Source organism: Mesorhizobium sp. B2-4-7 (genome assembly GCF_006442685.1).
GTDB lineage: Bacteria > Pseudomonadota > Alphaproteobacteria > Rhizobiales > Rhizobiaceae > Mesorhizobium.
This window is the reverse complement of record NZ_VFVH01000007.1, coordinates 123,738-141,490: the sequence shown is the minus strand read 5'-3', so window position 1 is coordinate 141,490 and position 17,753 is coordinate 123,738. Positions and strand designations below refer to the sequence as shown.

The following is a 17,753-nucleotide window of genomic DNA, read 5'->3' as shown; positions in this document are numbered from 1 at the left end:
CTTGCGCCTGTGTTTCGTCGAGCTGCAGCGAAGGAACACAAACGCGTCGGCGTTTCAGTGCATCTCTTCGCAGGATTTAAGCATCATTGCCGTCGAGCGCGCGGCGCATGCGCCTGATGACCGCCGCACGTCCCCGCTCGTCGGCCGCAGCGCCGACCGCTTCGTTGATGTCGAGGAGAAGTCTGGAAAGGTCGTTGTGCCAGTCGAGGCGGGCAACGCTTTCTGGTCTCAGACGGCGGGGCTGGTTGAGTTCGACCGGCAGACTGCCACTGAACGTCAATTGGAAGGCATCATCCAGCCGCGGCGTGATGATCCTGCCGTCAGGCATAATCGATTGCAGCCGCTCGCTGAAGCCACGCAGCCCTTCCTCCTCGCCATGGGTGAGGAACACCGCCTGCCTTACCGGACCTCTGGACGCGACCCACGCAACCAGTTCGGCTGCGTCGGCATGACCGGAATAGAGGTCGAACAGGCTGACATGCGCCTTGACCTCGACCTCCTCGCCCTGGATGCGCACGCGCCGAGCGCCGTCGAGCAGGATCCTGCCTAGAGAGCCCTGGGCCTGGTAGCCGGCGATCATCACCGTGGCATTCCGGCGCCAGAGATTGGCCTTGAGGTGATGGCGGATCCGGCCCGCGTCGCACATGCCGCTGGCAGCGATCACCACGAAGAAGCCGGTCAGGCGATTGATCGCCTTGCTCTGTTCCACCGTCTCGGTAAAGCGTAACTCCTTCGAGTTGAGGGCCTGCCGTAGCGCGTCACCCTGTTCGATCTCGTCGGCATGCCGCTCAAAAATCGCGCTGGCGCGTGTCGCCAGCGGCGAGTCGACAAAGACCGGCGCGGAGGGCACGGCACCGGTCCGCATGAGCAGATGGAGATCGACCAGCAGTTCCTGCGTTCGCTCCACGGCGAAGGACGGAATGATGAGAGGTCCGCCGGTCTCGGCGGCGCCACGCACGATGTCACCCAGCTGCGATCGCCGCTGCTCGGGCGATACATCCGGGCGCTCGCGGTCGCCATAGGTCGATTCGCAGATCAGGTAGTCGACCCCAGCCGGACCTTCCGGGCCGGTCTGCAGCAACTTGTGTCCAGGCCCGATATCGCCTGAAAACAGAATGCGCATGGGTCTCTTCTGGTGATCCAGATCGATCTCAAGTTCGACCGAGGCAGAGCCGAGCAGGTGACCAGCGTTCCAGAAGCGGGCCCGAAGGCCTTCGGCGACGGTTGTCCATTCGCCATATTCCAGGGCCCGGAACAAGGTCATGCAGGCGGCCGCATCTGAAAGAGTGTAGATCGGCTCGACCAGCGGCCGACCGCGCCGCGCGTTGCGTCTGTTCAGCTGTTCGACTTCCATTTCCTGGATATGCGCCGCGTCGGGCAGCATCACTGAGCAGAGATCGATGGTGGCGCGGGTCGAATGGATGGGACCGGAAAAGCCCTGCTTGACCAGCTTCGCCAACAGCCCACTATGGTCGATATGCGCATGCGTCAGGATGACAGCGTCGATCGTCTCCGGCGGGAACGGAAACTGGCCATAATTAAGTTCCCGTTCCGACTTCGATCCCTGGAAAAGGCCGCAATCGACGAGAACCCGCCAGCGGGAGGTTTCGATCTCGTAGCATGAGCCGGTGACGCCGTGGGCCGCGCCGTGAAAGCGCAGGATAGGATCCGTGCCGCGAGCGCCTTGCATGTCGCCACGCCCTAGTGGGAGAGCAGGACAGGCAGGCGCAGATCGGCAAGCACCCCGTCCGTAGCGCCACCGAGCACGAAATCCCTGACACGAGAATGGCCATATCCGCCCATGACCAGAAGCTTGCCGCCGATTTTGAGGGCATGCTCCTGCAGTGCAGTCGCGACCGAACGGTCCTGTGCCTGGATCGAGACCGCCTCGGCCATCAGACCACGCGCCCTCAAGCCCGAAGCAAGGCGCTCGCCAATGCCTTGCCCCGGAAGCGGCTTCTCGTCGGTGACGGTCACAACCGTAACCATTGAGGCACGTTCGAGAAACGCCCGCGCGTCTGCAACAGCCCTTGCGGCCACTCGGCTGCCATCCCAGGCGATAACGACATGTTCAAAGGGTTCCACCTTCGTGGAATCGGGAAGAAGAACGGTCGGCCTACCGGAGCCGAAGACTGTCGCCTCGGCCAGCGTCCGTGCCGTCTGGTTGGCGGGCGCCCAGCCGACAAGGCAGGTGTCGAAATAGCGGGAGTGCTCTGCGGCAACATCTCCCATCAGGGCCAGTGGCGCTGCGATCTCCTGGGCGGACAGGATCACCGCACCTGATGAGGCCTCATTGGCAACCGCCTCAAGCAGAGCTTTGCCGTGCTTGCGGCTTGTCGCCTCAGCTTCCGCTATCTTGTAGGGGAGGTCGAGGAGGTAGGTTGAGAGCGCATTTGAAACGTCGGGAATATCGACATTGATGGCGACGGCATGAAGCGCCGCTCCGATCTGCTTGGCGACGGCAACAGCGTTTACGGCCACTGCCCCAGCATTTGCGTCCGGATACGTCGCCAGACAAAGAACTGCCATTAGCTTCATCGGTTTTCGCCTCCATTGATGCCGGCCCGGATGGCCAACTTGCGTGGTATTGGTAGTCGCGGTGGGCGAGCCCGGCTTTGATCCACCGCAAATGCGTGACCACTGGACGAGATCCGCGTCGGCGCCCACGCCGACATCGTGTCGCCCGCCGTCGCTGCGCTGGCTCAATTGCATGGGCGAAAACCTGTCGCTATTTTGGAGCGAATGTTGTCTCTTGTCAGACGTCAATGCCCAAGCGGAAGACGACGCAACGATGGCACCGGCGGTCACCGCGATCCATGTCATTTCGGGGCTTCCGGACCTTTGACCGACTGACGTCGAGGACGCCTCCCGACGGGCTCGCCTCGCGACCCTCCCGTTCACGGTCCAGCATCAGCGCCACATCGTGGATTGTCTTGAACTGAAACGGCGCACGAAGCTGCGGCACCACCAGTAGACGGTCTGCCAGGGCGGGAAATCCTTCGGCAGCATGCGCCAGCCGCCACCCGGTCGGGCCATGTAGCGGATCGCGTTCAAGACTCGCGCAGGTCCCTCGCCACGCGCCGCCCGGTCATGGACGCGCCCGGCAGGAACGGTTGTATCCGCGACCATTCCTCATCCGTCAGATCGGACGGATAACGCTTGGTCTTCTTCTCGACGTCGGCCATCCGGCCACGCGTCGCTCGGGTCCACATCCCAAGCTTGAATTACGTGCGATCGCACCGTTCAAGGCGTTTTCAATCGGTCTCTGAGCGCGCTCGAACAAGCCCCGCCAATCCGCCGACCGCACTGCAGCATCGGGCGGCAATCAATCTGGTTCGGCTGTGATTCTTGGCGAGAACACGATGTCAATCGGAGATGACCAATCTGGATTAATCACTGAGTGGCTGACATTGCCATAAAATACGACAAAAAGGCGTGTGCCCGTTCCGAACCTTCGGGCCGGCCGCCACCTATGGTTCTGCACAAAACGGGAGGGCGGCTACTCCTAGCACAAGGGCTGCGTCTCTGCGTGGATACTCGTTGCCTCGACCCGAACAAGATCCGGCCTTCGCACCCTTGTCGCCGAAGACATACGGCCACTTTCGGAAACCCGAAACTTCATGGAGTGTTTCAATGACGCGAATACTGTTTGCCGGCCAGAAACCTGAAACCGTCGACTTCTCGGACCCGTCCTTGCCGCCCGGCTTCAATGCCGAAAAAATCAACGCTGGGATCGCTTTGGGCGTGGCGAAAATCGAGGAACGGGGCTGGCAGGGTGACACCTGCATGATTACGCCCGATGCCGCACTCAAAGGAGCGCTGAGCAATGCGACGTACGATTGCGTGGTGATCGGTGGCGGCCTAGGCTGCCGCCCAAGGGGCTACCCTTGTTCGAAACCGTTGTGAACATCATCCACAAGGCGGCGCCTAACGCCGCCTCAACACCAGACCCGAGGACACTGCGGAAGCCGCTGCCCGTCAGCTCCCCACGAGTTGACACCTCCCACGCAGTTTTGCAGTCGTGCTACAGCATTACAAAGTTTTAACCTTGGCGGCAGAGGTGGCCCTCAACCTTTCCGCTCCCGCTTGGCTCTAGCAAAGCCCCGATCGGTCGCGATAAATCGCTCAAGCATGGGCACAATCAGGCGAAGAGGATCAGTGGAAGGCTGACCCCCGTCGCGGCCAAGGATCTCAGCATATCTGGACAGATCGCGGTGCAGCGGCGCCGGCAGTTCCACTGTGACCTTAACCGGCTTGTCGTCTGCAATCGGACCGAGTTTCAGATTGGCCATTTTCAGCCTCCGTAGGGTTCGAGCACGAGATCGCGCGTAACGACGACACGCACATTGACGCCAGGCCGTATCGTCAGTGTGGGTGCGATGTTGAGTTGGCGCTGGACGATCTGCTGGCCCATCTGGCTGAGGCTGTCGGAGGCGCCGCTGCGCAAGGCGCGCACGATGTCACCTTCCTGGCCGGACGAGCCGGCCTCCGCGCCAACGCTGAGAATGGTGGTGAGTGCGGCCGCCTTGAACAGCTCGGCCCAATGGTAGTCGACGCCGTCCTCAAGGCCGGCATAGCCTTGGGCGTCAGTGCCAGGCTGGCGTTCAAGAACAATGGAGCGTCCGTTGGGAAAGACCAGCCTGTTCCAGACAAGCAGCACGCGCCGCTGGCCGAAGCCGACGCCATTGTCGTACTGGCCAATGACACGCGTGCCTTGCGGGATCAGCAGCGAGCGACCCGTCGGACTGTCATAGACATTTTCGATCACCTGGGCGGTGATCTGACCGGGCAGATCGGAACGGATACCGGTGATGAGGGCCGCCGGGATGACGGCCCCTGCTTGGAGCACATAGGGCGACGCCGGCGGCGTGACGCGATCCGGCGCCACGGTGCGCCGATCAGCGGCCGCATTCAGAAAGCCGAGCTGGCGGTCTTGCGTGGTCGACTGGCCGATCTGACCGGCAAGGTCGGGGCCGCCAAGGTTCGGCGGGGAAGTTCCTGCGGGCGGGGTTTCGGCCAATGCCGCGATTGACTGCCCCGTCTGGAAGAAAACACGCGACGTTCGGGCCGCCTCCTCTTCGGCCCGCCGGCGCTGTTCGGCTTCATCAACCATCGGCGTTGCGATCGTAGGCGGCACGACGGGCTGTCCCTTGTTCTGGGCATCAAGCATCGGCCGGCCAAGATCGCCAGGCAGCGGCGGTCCAAGAACAGGGCCAGTATAGTCGCGCGGCAGGCTGGCCAGTCCCTCGGCGGGCTGCCTGTTGGACGTCGAGTAGAGCTCGTCGCCATGCCTGCCGGTTTCACTCGTCCGAAGCGCGTAGATCAGCGCGCCGCCGACGCCAAGCGATGCACATAAGCCGATGCCGGCAAGCACCTTGCGCGACAAGCGCGTGACGCGCGGCGGATCGGCGCGAAGCTGCATGGGGGCAGCCGGGATTTCGTTCTCGCTCATGATTGTTCCCCTCCCCTTTGACGAAATGCGTTCTTTGCACTCGGCGCCGCATTGGTGCCTGACATCCACAGACCTCTCCTCGTGGCATCGGTGCGGACGATCCTGACGGTCTGTTGCCGCTTGCCACTGCCAAGCCGCAATTCCGCGGCGCCAAAGAGACGGTCGACGATCAGGGTGTTCTGGTAGACGCGGCTGTTGGCAATCTCGGCCTCGCCGTCCGGGCCTATGACGAAGATGGGCGGCATCTCGCCTTGCACGATCCCGCGTGGAAACTCGACGTAGGCCCGCCTGCCGTCGTCATAGACGCTGACGGGCCGCCACGGGGCCGCGTCGCCGGTGAAACCATAACGATAATTGCGTGCGGTGATGGCGGGAATCACCGGTGTCGCGGGGATCGCGCGCGCTTGTCCGGCCGGCGCCGCGGGATAGGCCCATGACACGGCGGGCATGTAAGGCTCCTCGCCCGATTGCAGCTCGATCATGTAGCTGCGCCGGTCGGTGGTGATGACGAGATTGGTGTTGATGTCCGGACGCGAAGGCTTGACCAGCACATGGACGCGCCTGGAGACGCCCGCTCCGCTTTCGGTGTCACCGATGATCCAGCGCGCGGTATCGCCCGCCGCGATCGGACCTTCGCCGGTCAGGCTTTCGCCGGGCTCAAGCGCGATGTCCGTTATCTGTCCTGGAGCGGCATAGACCTGATAAAGGGCTCCTTCACTCCAAGGATAAATCTGAATGGCGTTGTAATAACCCTCACGACGCGGCTGGACCCGCGCCGCCGCGTTCGCGTTCTCGACGCGCGCCACCGGCGTGCTGCCGGCCGCGCCGCCGCGGGCCGGGACCCACCCTGGTGGAACGTGCAGCGGTTTGGGTCTCTCATCGAGTGCGGCCACCGGAGCGGCAGGCAAAGGCGGCACGGAGGCGTCATAGGAGATCTGAGGTGGTTTCTGCGGTGTAGCGCAACCGGCAAGTAGCCAGCCCGACAACAACACCGCGGCAAACGCCGACTTTCTCAAAGCTGGAGTGGCGATGATACCGAATGGCTGGTTCATTGGCTCATCTCCCGCGACCAGTTTATGGCGTTGACGTATATGCCAAGCGGATTGGCCCGCAGCCGGTCAGCGTCGCGTGGCGCCTGGATCACGGTTGTCAGAATGGCTGTCCATCGCTCGCTGGTGGAGAGCTGGCCATCCTCGTAATGACGCTCGGCCCAGGCGACGCGAAAGGAGTCCGCCGAGGCACGAATGACGGACGAGACATCGACGGAGACCTGCTGCTTGCCCACCCTGGAGAAGGGGTCGTTGACACGGGCATAGTCGTTGAGTGCCGCGGCGCCCCCGTCGGTGGTCCATTCGTAGGCGCGCATCCAGTTCTGGCGCACGACGATCGGATCGGCCGGGATGGAGCGGACCTGCTCGATGAAACGGGCGAGATGCCACGCAATTTGCGGGTCGGTTGGCCTATAGTCCGAGGTGGCGGGCGCGAGTGCCTGCGCCTGTCCGAGCGTGTCAACCTGCACCACCCAAGGGATCACCGTCCCTCGCAGTGATTGCGAAACGAGCGTGGCGGCCAGGCCGGCCGACAGGATCAATGACCCGAAGGCCATTAAGCGCCAGCTTCTGGCCTGCACGCGAGCAGAGCCGATGCGGTCGTCCCAGACTTGCGCGGCCTTCTGGTATGAAGTCTCGGGCTGGGGCGCCTTGCCGTAGTGGGTGGCGGGCCGTCGAAAGATGTTCATGGGTCATTTGCCTTCGGAGAGAGAAACGGAACTACCGCTGCCATGGCCGTCGCCAGCGCGAACTGCGTGGGCAGCGGTTTGGACGCCGTGCGACAGGCGCTGGGACCGCTGCATGCGCTTGGCCCAGTCGGGTGTATTTTGTGCCACTTCGCCCGCGCCGGCCGCGCGGGAGACGGGAGGGTCGCTTGCGCGTTCGGCATTGCCCCTAACCGTCCCCGCTGTCGCGGTCTCACCGCGTTCCGCGTTGGCGGACCGTGGGCTAGCCGAGGAGGCCGATTGCACGGATTCACCGGCACGCGCGGCGGCGCGCCTGAGCGGCGAGCCATTTTGCGAAACACCGCCGCTGCCAACGCCGCCGCCCAGGGCGGAGGCGGCAGCTGCGGTGTCACCCTGGCCCGACGCGCCTGCAATCGAGCCGCCACGCACAATGGAGCTGCCTGCGGAGAAAGCCGCCGAGCCGCCGCGGGCTGCGAGGCTTGCGGTGCCGCCCGTGGCAAGCACCATGCCGCCTGCGGCCAGGCCTGTACCGACGGCGGCACCCGCACCGAGTTGCGGTCCGCCAGAGACGATGCCGTTGGCGATGCCCGGGCCGAAGATGCCGAGACCGAGAAGCGACAATGCAGCCAGCACGATTGCCATAGCTTGATCGATGGTGGGGTTTTCGCCGCCGAACCCTTGAGTGAACTCGCCGAACAGGGTCGAGCCAATGCCGATGACGACGGCCAGCACCAGCACCTTGATGCCCGATGAGATGACGTTGCCAAGGACGCGCTCGGCCATGAAGGCTGTCTTGCCGAAGAGGCCAAAGGGGATCAGCACAAAACCGGCCAGCGTCGCCAGCTTGAATTCGATCAGCGTTACGAAGAGCTGTACCGCCAAGATGAAGAAGGCAAGCAGGACCAGTGACCAGGCGAATAGAAGGCAGACGATCTGGATGAAGTTTTCAAAGAAGGAGACGTAGCCCATCAAACCTGAGATCGCCTCGAGCAATGGCCGTCCCGCATCGAGACCGGTTTGCGCCACCTTGCCGGGGTGCAGCAGGTCCTGAGCCGAGAAACCGGTTCCACTCGCCTTCAGGCCAAGACCGGAAAAACTCTCGAATACGATCTGGGCGAGACCGTTCCAGTTGGATATCAGATAGGCAAAGACACCGACGAAGAGCGTCTTCTTGACAAGCCGCGCAAGAATGTCGTCATCAGCGCCCCAGCTCCAGAAGAGCGCGGCGAGCGTCACGTCGATGACGATCAGCGTGGTGGCGACGAAGGCGACCTCGCCGCCGAGCAGGCCGAAACCGCTGTCGATGTAGCGGGTGAAAGTCGCCAGGAATTGGTCGATGACGCCAGTATTGCCCATATCTATCGGGCCTCGTGCAGGGCTGCATCTGGCGCGTCGGGCTCGCCTATCGAAGGCCCCGATGGCTGTTTCAGGCCGAGGAAGCGATCGCGCTGTTCGGCCCATAGCCGCGCGCATCCATCGTCACGCAGGGCAGCCTCGCCGAGGACCTGGCAACGGCGCAGACCCTCGCGAAGCGGGTTCGGCATCAAGCCTGCGCTTGTGTGCGCGCCCTCGCCCGCCAGCTTATTCTGTTTCCGGCTCATACCGAGCGCGGCCGCCGAGAGGGCGGCCGCGACAAAGATCACAGCCACCGCGCGAGCGAGGGTTTTGCCGTCCATGGCCATCGACCTCAGCGGTTAAACATCTGGACCGAGCCGACCTCGTAGCCCGAGCCGGGAGTGAGGAAGCGCCGGCGCTGCTCCCGCCCCTGATCGACCGCGGCGGCACGTTCGGCCTCGGTCAGCGCCTGGGCGCGACCGTTGGCGGCGACAACAGCGGTCAGGTCCGCGAGCTGCTGGCCCTGAAGCGCAAGAAGCTGATTGCCAGCTTGCGTCGCCTGCAGCGCTCCGGTCGAGATAGACGGAAATCTGCGCCTTCTTTTTGCGAGCCATCATGGCGCCTACAACTCCATGCCGTCATCGGGATCCAGGGAAACCTGCCGCGCAACGCCCTGCATGAGGCGCGCCAGTCGCCGGTTGCGGACGGCATCATCGTCGTCGTCGGCATCGTCGTCCTGTCCCATATCGAATTCGTCTTCAATCGGCGCCGCCCTCTCGACGGCCTGCGCCCGATTGAGTTCGGCTTGCAGGCGGCGCTCCGATCCCGTTGGATCGCCATCGCCCTGCTGTAGCGTTCCGGAAACGTGCGTGACCTCCAAGTGAGCCAGGATCGGCAACTCGCTCCAGTCGTCAGGCTCGGCCTCTCCGGACCGCGCCAGTTCGGGTGGCGGCAACACGCGCTCCTTAAAACTGGCGTCCTCATAGTACCGCGCCTTCTTGGCCCTGATCGGCGGCGCGCCTGCCACCATGACGATCTCGTCGGTCGGCGGAAGCTGCATGATCTCGCCAGGAGTGAGCAACTGCCGTGCAGTCTCTTGCCTCGACACCATGAGATGCCCAAGCCACGGCGAAAGCCGGTGACCGGCATAGTTCTTCATCGCCCGCATTTCGGTTGCCGTGCCGAGCGCGTCTGAGACACGCTTGGCGGTCCTTTCGTCGTTTGTGGCGAAGCTGACGCGGACATGACAGTTGTCGAGGACCGAGTTGTTGGGGCCATAAGCCTTCTCGATCTGGTTGAGCGACTGCGCGATGAGAAAGCTTTTCAGGCCATAGCCGGCCATGAAAGCCAACGCGCTCTCGAAGAAGTCGAGGCGGCCCAGCGCCGGGAACTCGTCCAACATCAGAAGCAACCGGTGGCGGGTTGTCTTGGTAGGCAGGTCCTCGGTGAGGCGGCGACCGATCTGATTGAGGATGAGGCGGATAAGGGGTTTGGTCCGGTTGATGTCCGAAGGCGGCACGACGAGATAGAGCGTTGCTGGTTGCGTCCCCGCAACGATGTCGGAAATTCGCCAGTCACAGCGCCGGGTCACGCCGGCGACAACCGGATCGCGGTAAAGACCGAGGAAGGACATCGCGGTGGAGAGCACACCCGAGCGTTCATTGTCGGATTTGTTGAGCAGCTCGCGCGCCGCACTGGCGATAACCGGATGCGGGCCGGCATCTCCCAGGTGCGCGGTCTTCATCATCGCGGCAAGCGTCGATTCTATCGGGCGCTTGGGATCGGAGAGGAAGGCCGCGACGCCGGCGAGCGTCTTGTCCTGCTCGGCGTAGAGAACATGGAGGATCGCGCCGACCAGCAGCGCGTGACTGGTCTTCTCCCAATGGTTCCTCTTCTCCAGGCTCCCTTCCGGATCGACGAGAATGTCGGCGATGTTCTGCACGTCGCGAACCTCCCATTCGCCGCGGCGGACTTCCAGAAGCGGGTTGTAGGCTGACGATCTCGAATTGGTCGGATCGAAAAGCAGCACGCGACCGTGCAGAGCGCGAAAGCCCGCGGTGAGCTGCCAGTTCTCGCCCTTGATGTCGTGGACGATCGCCGAGCCCGGCCAGGTCAGAAGCGAAGGCACCACCAGGCCGACGCCTTTGCCGGACCGGGTCGGGGCGAAGCACAACACATGCTCTGGCCCGTCGTGACGCAGATAATGGCGGTCATAGCGCCCGAGCACGACACCATCGTTATCGATTAGGCCGGCTGCCTCCACCTCTCGCTTCTCGGCCCAGCGCGCCGACCCGTAGGTCTGGACAGTCTTGGCTTCGCGCGCCCGCCACACCGACATGCCGATGGCAACAATGATCGAGAGGAAGCCACCGGACACGGCGATCAATCCGCCTTTCCCGAAGATAGACGGGGCGTAGGCGTCGTAGAAATACCACCACCAGAACAGAGCGGGCGGATAGTAGACAGGCAACCCGGCGATCTCGAACCAGGGCGGACCGAGCCCCATCTGGAAACCGAGTTGCCATGCGGTCCATTGTGTCGCCGCCCAGGTCGTCAAGAGGACGATCAGGAAGACCGTGAGGATCTGGCCCCACAGGATTTTCGTGGCGGACATGGTTGTTCCTTTCTTCCAGTGTCAGAGGCCGAGACCCTTCTTGCGGCCAAAGCTCCAGTCGATGCCGCCGTCGCCACGTGCGACACCGGAGACGTGCTGGCCGAGATGCTTTTCGAGTGAGGGCGTCCAGGGGACGAGCTGGAAGCCTAGTCCGTCGTCGATCATGGCGAAACGGCCGGAGGCGAGCGCCAAGCGCTGGCGATAGGTGCAGGCAACAAAGTCTCCGCTGGCGGCGCGCTTGAAGGGTTTTCCGGTGTCGGCGGCGAGCCTGTCGCCCAGCGTCTCCAGTTCCGCACGTCGCAGCGTGTCGAGCAGGTTCCGGGTGAAGACGACCCGTCTGCCTTGGCGCTCCGCGAACCCCTGTTTGACAAGATGTTCGGCGCGCCGGTCGAGGGCGTCGCGAACCTCGGCGCCGAAGCCGGCCTCGGCCAGGGCGGCCGGTTCGCGCGCGATTGCCTGACGGTCGAGCCAGGTCGCACCCGATGCCGTGATCTGCTGATCCACTCCAAGGTCGGAGCGCACGGCGAGCGCGGCTCGCCGCTGCCCGCGCGCATCATCGAATTTTCGCAGCTCGACGATCGATCCCGGTGCGCTGTCGCCAGCGGCCTCCAGATCGGAGAGCTTGATGTGATGGGTGCGTCCGTCGACGCCGTCGACCACGGCATAGGCCGTGCCGATCAGTTCGTCATCGAGCCCACGATCGACCAGCCGGCCGACAACCGGCGTCTCCAGGCTCTCCGCGGCCAGGACATAATTGGCTGAGCCACGCTCGATGTCAGCCGCACTCATCGCGCGGTGGATGCGCTTGATGATGTCGCCGCGCTCGCCTAGCTCGCGCAGTGTTGCTTCGGCCCGTTCGTCGATTGCCCATTGGCCAGGCCCGGCCTGTTGGGCAAGACCAAGGGTCTCGAGCTTGCGCAGGCGACCGATTTTCAGAGCGTGATACTCGTCCGGTTGACTTTGGGGAGATGGCGCGAGATCGATGATCCCGCTGTCACGGCTGTCGCGAAGCAACTGCCGATCAAGTTGCGTCCACCGCTCGGACTGGATGTGGCTTTCGAGCGAGTGGCGGATATCGAGCTCGGTGCGCGGACCCAGTTCCTGGGTAACCAGATCGCGAGCCCGGTCGCGCATGCCTTCCTTGATGTAGTCACGCGCGATGACCAGATCCTGGCCATCGTCGCGAACCCCACGCACGATCAGGTGAATGTGGGGATGCTCGGTGTTCCAGTGATCGACCGCCACCCAGTCGAGCCGCGTGTCGAGGTCCTTCTCCATCTGCCCCACCAGATCGCGGGTGAAGGCGTTGAGGTCCGCCATATCGAGAGCGTCGTCCGGCGAGACGATGAAGCGGAAATGGTGACGATCGTCCTTGGCGCAAGCGGCGAAGGAAGCGCCATCGGCATTCTCCGTTCCCGGCCCGAACAGCTTCCCCTTCTCCCCGTCCCGGCTGACACCCTCGCGGCGCAGATAGTTGAGGTGAGTGCCAAGTGGAGCGGCGCGCACGGAATGACGGACGACTCGCGCCTTGACGACGGCGCCGCGCGATCGCGAGGTGATGAGGCGGTTGGCCTGGATGCTGGCGCGCTGACCGTGACCAAAGCGGGAGCGGCTTGCTTGTACAATCCGGCCCGAGCGCGAAATACCGCCGCCGGCCTTTTTCGCCGCGGCCAACACCTGCGCGATGAAGGGCCGGGCCTGCTGGGCGCGCGTGGAGCGGATGCGCCCGGGTCGAATGCGAAACTCGCGCTCATCAGCCATGGCGCGGCACCGCAATGTGGAAAAAGAAAAGCAAATACAATATGCTGGCTGCTTCATACACATTGCGCCGATGGCCGGCAATGTGCGGAACGCGCCAGAAAATCAAGCAAGAACAACCACCAGACCGCCGCGCAATGTGCGCCCTTTTATCCTGCCATCCCTCGGTTGTTACCTCGTGCCCGACTCGCCTCATTGGCTGCGACGTCAAACGAGACCCCAGGGGGCGACCTGACGGAGACTTCGTCATCGCTGCGATGTCCGGACGTCGGACCCTGTGAACAGCTGGCGCGGCCGCGAACCGGCCGCGAAAAGTTTGCGCACCAACGGTGACGACGAAACCTCGACGGAAATGTCTTCGCCAGCCGGAAGACCGGAAGCGGCCATTGACCCGGACGGGACTATGAACAGCGGCGCAACCGTCCAGCTGACGGCCTTGGCATGGCCGGCGGTGAGTGCGCCGGGCGCATCACCGCCGCCCCAGAAAGGGCGAAGCGTGACAACATAGGCCCGGGTCTCAGCCGGCAGCGGACGGCCCTTCAAGGAGGCTTCGTAACGCCCTGGCCCGGCGTTGTAGGCGGCGAGAAAGCCCGGTGAACCGTATCGATCATACAGCTCGCGAAGATAGGCGGTGCCGGCAAGGATGTTGTCGCGCGGATCATAGGGATCGCGGCCGAGCTGGTGACGAAGGCGCAGCTCGGCAAAGGTTGCGGGCATGATCTGCATCAAGCCCAAGGCGCCCTTTCGCGACACGGCGCGCGGGTCGCGGGCGCTTTCGACGTGCATGATTGCCCGTATCCAGCGCTGAGGAACGCGGAAGCGATGCGACGCCTCGGCAATAGGCGCGGCATAGGGATCGTCCGCGGATTTGCGGGAGGCCGGCGCGGATTGTGCCAGCGCCCCCGTCATCGCGTGACAGACGATCAGCATGCCACCGATCAGCCAGAGTGCCTCTCGCCGACCAGGCAACCGACTGACGGGGCGGCTTCCGTCCGCACGTTTCGGCGCCGATGGCCCACTCATCGAGCACGCTCCGGCCGCGATTTCGGCCGGATCCAGCGCAGAGACCAGGAGCCGTCGTCGGTTCGGAAGAGACCGGCGCGAAAGCGCCGGCCAAACAGCGGGTCCTCCAACCGGCACGACAGATAGTCGCCAACCGTCTGTCCGGTTTCCTTCCAGGCCGCACCCACCTCGGGGCCGCCGCCGTCACCGATGTGGATACGAAAATCCGGCGCTTTGCCGTCAGATATTGTGGTCGGCACAAGCACCAGCTCGGCATCCACGAGCAGCGTTCGAACCCGCCCGCAGTAACCCGAATCTGTTTTCTGGAAGACGCCGATCTCGGCCATGGATTATCTCCTTCTCTTGTTGGCTGGACTGAATTTCAGTTCGCCGGAGCGAGCCAGGTGTAGTGGCCATCGCCCCTCTCGTCGGTCCAAAGCGGCAGCGCGGCCCCGACGATCGAGCTCGCCGGGAACGGGCCGAAATAGCGGCCATCGAGACTCTCCCCGACCTTCCGGTTCATGACGAAGATTTCGGCGGCGGCGATGATGCGGCAGCCCTGCCATTCCGGCAGCGCGCGCCCCTTGCGGTCGCGCTCCAGTGCAGCACCCAGCGCAAGCCCGTTCACCGTGACGAGGCGGCCGAGACGGCAGACTTGCTGCCCAGGAAGCCCTTCGATGTGCTTCAGCATCGGCACGCCGAGCGGAAGGTAGCCACGCTCGGCGGCGAACCGAGCGACCTTGTCTGGCGGTTCGATGACAACGAGCGCGCCGGCCGTGGGGACGGCCATGTTCCTGATCGCATAAAGCCCGAGTGGCGCGCTGGCCGACGCGTTCCACAGCAGCAGCTGCGGCATCTCCACGACAGCGGGAGCGACCGTCGCGGTGACGGCTGCAAGTGCCGCGGCTATGCAGGCGGTGCGGCTCATGAAGTCACCCGCTTGCGCAACAGAAAGGCGCGGTGCTGCTCGAGCGAATAGGCACGCGGCCTTCCGCCCGCAATCAGACGGTTGTGGGTCTGACGCCAATAGCCCGGTGCGGCCTCGACCGGATCGAGGCCGATCGCCTCGACCGCATCGATCAGTTGGAGAACCCGCTCGACCTTGTCCCAACCTGCGATCTTGAGCAGGATCTCGCCGCCTGGCCGGATGTAAGGCAGAGTCTGATACGCTTCAGCGGGCAAGACCGCGCGCACGATGTCGATGCGCGAAACAACAGTGCCAAAGTCATTCGCCGCCCAGCGCACGAACGCAAAAACACTGCCTGGCGCAAATCCGACGACGCGGCGCCGCTTGTCGATGATCGTCTCATGGGCAGGACGTCCGAAGCGGATGCGATGCTCAATCCGATTCTCGATCCAGATCAGCTCGACCGTCGTGAGGTCGTCGCGCGGCGTCGATTGGGTAGACGACGTCATGTGTCGTCTCCCTTGCGCCAGCCAGCGCACCGCCGCTTCTGCCCCTCACTGCCAGTCGACGGCTTGCGCGCAAGACTGTTAGATTGAGAGTTAGACTCTAAGTTAAGAGCGCGATTTTCCGTGTCGACCCCGCCGCTTAGGGCCGATCGCGGTTCCCGAAAGCACGAGGATCCGGTTCCCGATGGCACGATAGTCCGGGTTCCTGATGGCACGACCCTGTCCACTGATCCGGGCGCCGGCTCGAAAGCCAACAGCACACGGCCGCTGGCTTCGACCTCCGTGAACAGAAGGTATCCCGGCAAAGTTTGGCGGCGCACGATGCCACGCAGTTCGAAGGCGAAGCGCTTGAGCGGCGAGAGGCTGCCGGACTTGCGATGCAGGTGGCTGATGTCAAAACGCCAGCCGGAGTGCTGGCGACCGCCATGCTTGCGCACCAGCCGATAGAGCCAGCGCTCCAGACCGCCCGTCAGGCGGAAATAGGCGCGGTCGATCGTCAGGATGAGCGCATCGTCCATAACAGCGCGGTAGAACCAATCCGGCAAAATCAATTCGACGCCGAGCGGGTGGCCGTTTCGATCGAAGCGCTCCTGCCACTCGTTGATCCACGAGAAGCGATGGCGCCGGCCTTCGGCGCGTTGGCGAATGGAGGTGACGACGCTTGTCGACTGCAGGCGATCGAGCGCCGCCTTGAGGCGCAGATAGTCTCGCTTCGAGACACCGCGGCCGACGAAGGTGAGCATTTCGTATGGCGTCGCGGCCATCAGGCGCGAAGTGCGCAATCCGGCGTCCCGCGCATTGACGATCTGGCTTGCGGCCCAGATCAGGATATCGGCATCCCAGATCGTCGCCATGCCGTGGTCGGGCATCGCTTCGACACGGATAGCCACATCGCCGGCGCGAAAGTCGATGGGCGCGATGCGCCTGGATTTGGCGAGGGAAAAGAAGGGATAGGCCATGAGGTCCTGCGCATCGCGTGGCGCGACAACACCGGGCAGCGCGTGGAACAGATCAAGCTGTCCGCGTTCCGATGGTTGGCGTGGTCGTGCCGACATAGGGGAGATCAGCCGTGTCAGCGCCTTTCGCGCCCGGCATAGGCGATCAGGCGGGCGGCTTGAGGCTTGGCGGGCAGCACCGAGCCTTGCGGATCGGATGTCGACGTCATCGCGCCGCGCTGCACCCAGGCCTGGAGGTCGTCGACGGCGTAGACGACGCGGCCGCCGAGTTTTCGATAGGCAGGCCCGGTGCCGTAGGTGCGGTGTTTCTCCAGCGTACGCGCCGAAAGACTGAGGAAATGCGCAGCTTCCGAAGTGCGCAGGTAGCGCGGCGGCAATGGCGCGGCGTCGGCATTCATCGGGTGTCTCCTTGCGGCCGTCGAGATTGAACGGCGATCGATGGCCAGGATGGAAGAGTGTGGAGACGGTGATCAGGTGCGCAATTGAGGGGCGCTATTTCGCACCGCCAAGAGGCCTTCAGGCAGTGGCGCCGGCGCGCAGCCATTGAGAACAGCCGCGCTCGACCATCTCCACGGCGTCGCGCATCAGACGACAGGAAGCCGGTAATGGCAGCCGGCGGCGCGGAAAGCTTCCGCGGCACCGGCAGAAGGCGCCTCGCCCGACACCGGGCGAGGCGTCTGCCAGTTCACTCGCCGTTGCGGCGGTTGGGGCGGGACCAGATGAGGCTATGGCCCTCGCCTTCCTCGTCGGCGAAGAGGTTGGCGTAGATCGGGGCGGTGAAGCTCGGATCGTCGAGCTTGAGCCCGAGATAGTCGCGGCCCTCGTTGGAGCGCTTGGACCAGGCGGCGCCGATTTCGGCCTTGCCGACCACCACGCGGTGGCTTGCAGCGTTCTCGCCGCTGGCCCGGGTGTCGGGGACGATGCGCACGCCCTTGGCCTGGACGCTGAGGGTGATGATCTCGCCGGTGAACTCGTTCGCATTGGTCTTCTTGAAAGTGCCGATGGTAGCCATTTTCAGTCTCCGTTTCTTCGTTTCCGAGCCCGCACCATGCGGCCTCGATAGCGATCACAGGGCCGGAGGCGACCGCCGCCGCATCGCTTGCGACCGCAGCAAAAGCGGAGGATGGCGGAGGCGCGCGTTTCTTGGTTCCGCGAGGAATGGGCTTTGCCCAGGGGAAGAAACGCGCAACGCGCCCTTGCGGCATAGGCGGTCGAGGCTTCAGCCGTCCTTCGGCCAGATCAGCCGGCTCGAGAGGTCGTTGGTGCGCTCTGCGAAATGAAGGAGGGAGGCAATCGCGGCATCGGTAGCTCGGCGACGAAGCGGATTGGTTGGCCAGGAGGTCCGCCCACAATGTTGACCCGCATCAAAGGCTTGCCCCGTTGTGCCAAGCGCACGCGACGGCACACTGCGAATGTCCTGTTTGGGCCGAAGAACGAACCCGCTGCGCGGGATGGGCGCGCTGGGATGAGGTAGAGATCACGAACCGG

General features: G+C 64.0%; 18 protein-coding genes and 2 pseudogenes. 1 reads left to right on the top strand and 19 read right to left on the bottom strand.

Annotated elements, in window-relative coordinates; all coding sequences use genetic code 11:
• Nucleotides 1-76: 76 nt before the first annotated feature.
• The 3 genes and pseudogenes from FJ946_RS19675 to FJ946_RS19665 all read right to left on the bottom strand — a co-directional run.
• Nucleotides 77-1,690: an MBL fold metallo-hydrolase gene (locus FJ946_RS19675; RefSeq protein WP_140555415.1), complete on the bottom strand. Its 1,614-nt coding sequence runs from the start codon at nucleotides 1,688-1,690 to the stop codon at nucleotides 77-79.
• 11 nt (nucleotides 1,691-1,701) lie between these two features.
• The gene (locus FJ946_RS19670) at nucleotides 1,702-2,823 is read right to left on the bottom strand and encodes a universal stress protein (RefSeq protein WP_224656362.1); all 1,122 of its coding nucleotides are present in this window, start codon (nucleotides 2,821-2,823) and stop codon (nucleotides 1,702-1,704) included.
• A 31-nt stretch (nucleotides 2,824-2,854) separates the two neighbouring features.
• Nucleotides 2,855-3,212 (bottom strand): annotated as a pseudogene (locus FJ946_RS19665) (transposase); the annotation flags it as partial.
• Between the two features lie 421 nt (nucleotides 3,213-3,633).
• Here FJ946_RS19665 and FJ946_RS19660 point away from each other — a divergent pair.
• Nucleotides 3,634-3,906 (top strand): hypothetical protein, encoded by a 273-nt coding sequence (locus FJ946_RS19660; RefSeq protein ID WP_224656363.1) that lies wholly within the window; start codon nucleotides 3,634-3,636, stop codon nucleotides 3,904-3,906.
• 161 nt (nucleotides 3,907-4,067) lie between these two features.
• Here the strand turns inward: FJ946_RS19660 and FJ946_RS19655 are convergent, their stop codons facing one another.
• The 16 genes and pseudogenes from FJ946_RS19655 to FJ946_RS19580 all read right to left on the bottom strand — a co-directional run bounded on the left by FJ946_RS19655 (nucleotide 4,068) and on the right by FJ946_RS19580 (nucleotide 17,277).
• Nucleotides 4,068-4,292 (bottom strand): DUF2274 domain-containing protein, encoded by a 225-nt coding sequence (locus tag FJ946_RS19655; protein WP_140522958.1) that lies wholly within the window; start codon nucleotides 4,290-4,292, stop codon nucleotides 4,068-4,070.
• A 2-nt stretch (nucleotides 4,293-4,294) separates the two neighbouring features.
• Nucleotides 4,295-5,452, bottom strand: a complete 1,158-nt coding sequence (locus FJ946_RS19650) for a TrbI/VirB10 family protein (protein WP_140522960.1) — start codon at nucleotides 5,450-5,452, stop codon at nucleotides 4,295-4,297.
• On the bottom strand, nucleotides 5,449-6,504 hold the full coding sequence (gene trbG / locus FJ946_RS19645; RefSeq protein ID WP_140522962.1) for a P-type conjugative transfer protein TrbG: 1,056 nt from the start codon (nucleotides 6,502-6,504) through the stop codon (nucleotides 5,449-5,451). The genes FJ946_RS19650 and trbG overlap by 4 nt, the downstream gene beginning before the upstream one ends.
• Nucleotides 6,501-7,190 carry a conjugal transfer protein TrbF gene (trbF, locus tag FJ946_RS19640; protein ID WP_140522964.1) on the bottom strand — a complete coding sequence of 230 codons (690 nt, stop codon included), beginning with the start codon at nucleotides 7,188-7,190 and terminating at the stop codon, nucleotides 6,501-6,503. Before trbF ends, trbG begins: the two co-directional genes overlap by 4 nt.
• A gap of 3 nt (nucleotides 7,191-7,193) precedes the next feature.
• Entirely contained in the window at nucleotides 7,194-8,543 is a 1,350-nt protein-coding gene (trbL, locus tag FJ946_RS19635; protein ID WP_140522966.1) for a P-type conjugative transfer protein TrbL, read from the bottom strand.
• A gap of 2 nt (nucleotides 8,544-8,545) precedes the next feature.
• Nucleotides 8,546-8,863, bottom strand: a complete 318-nt coding sequence (gene trbK-alt / locus FJ946_RS19630) for a putative entry exclusion protein TrbK-alt (RefSeq protein WP_140522968.1) — start codon at nucleotides 8,861-8,863, stop codon at nucleotides 8,546-8,548.
• An 11-nt stretch (nucleotides 8,864-8,874) separates the two neighbouring features.
• Nucleotides 8,875-9,099, bottom strand: a pseudogene (locus tag FJ946_RS31225) (P-type conjugative transfer protein TrbJ); the annotation flags it as partial.
• Between the two features lie 45 nt (nucleotides 9,100-9,144).
• A complete protein-coding gene (locus FJ946_RS19620; RefSeq protein ID WP_140523000.1) occupies nucleotides 9,145-11,136 on the bottom strand; it encodes a conjugal transfer protein TraG in 1,992 nt (663 codons plus the stop codon).
• 21 nt (nucleotides 11,137-11,157) lie between these two features.
• On the bottom strand, nucleotides 11,158-12,897 hold the full coding sequence (locus tag FJ946_RS19615; protein WP_140565805.1) for a VirD2 family relaxase/mobilization nuclease: 1,740 nt from the start codon (nucleotides 12,895-12,897) through the stop codon (nucleotides 11,158-11,160).
• A 243-nt stretch (nucleotides 12,898-13,140) separates the two neighbouring features.
• On the bottom strand, nucleotides 13,141-13,824 hold the full coding sequence (locus tag FJ946_RS19610) for a lytic transglycosylase domain-containing protein (protein ID WP_318013186.1): 684 nt from the start codon (nucleotides 13,822-13,824) through the stop codon (nucleotides 13,141-13,143).
• 89 nt (nucleotides 13,825-13,913) lie between these two features.
• Nucleotides 13,914-14,243: a DUF736 family protein gene (locus tag FJ946_RS19605; protein ID WP_140523006.1), complete on the bottom strand. Its 330-nt coding sequence runs from the start codon at nucleotides 14,241-14,243 to the stop codon at nucleotides 13,914-13,916.
• Nucleotides 14,244-14,278: 35 nt separating this feature from the next.
• Complete coding sequence (locus tag FJ946_RS19600) at nucleotides 14,279-14,824, bottom strand: S26 family signal peptidase (protein WP_140523008.1); 546 nt, start codon at nucleotides 14,822-14,824, stop codon at nucleotides 14,279-14,281.
• Nucleotides 14,821-15,312 carry a DUF2840 domain-containing protein gene (locus tag FJ946_RS19595; RefSeq protein ID WP_140523433.1) on the bottom strand — a complete coding sequence of 164 codons (492 nt, stop codon included), beginning with the start codon at nucleotides 15,310-15,312 and terminating at the stop codon, nucleotides 14,821-14,823. The genes FJ946_RS19600 and FJ946_RS19595 overlap by 4 nt, the downstream gene beginning before the upstream one ends.
• Complete coding sequence (locus FJ946_RS19590; RefSeq protein WP_140565807.1) at nucleotides 15,309-16,364, bottom strand: replication initiator protein A; 1,056 nt, start codon at nucleotides 16,362-16,364, stop codon at nucleotides 15,309-15,311. Before FJ946_RS19590 ends, FJ946_RS19595 begins: the two co-directional genes overlap by 4 nt.
• 17 nt (nucleotides 16,365-16,381) lie before the next feature.
• Nucleotides 16,382-16,663 carry a helix-turn-helix domain-containing protein gene (locus FJ946_RS19585; protein WP_140523012.1) on the bottom strand — a complete coding sequence of 94 codons (282 nt, stop codon included), beginning with the start codon at nucleotides 16,661-16,663 and terminating at the stop codon, nucleotides 16,382-16,384.
• Nucleotides 16,664-16,950: 287 nt separating this feature from the next.
• Nucleotides 16,951-17,277 (bottom strand): DUF736 domain-containing protein, encoded by a 327-nt coding sequence (locus tag FJ946_RS19580; RefSeq protein WP_140523014.1) that lies wholly within the window; start codon nucleotides 17,275-17,277, stop codon nucleotides 16,951-16,953.
• Nucleotides 17,278-17,753: the final 476 nt, after the last annotated feature.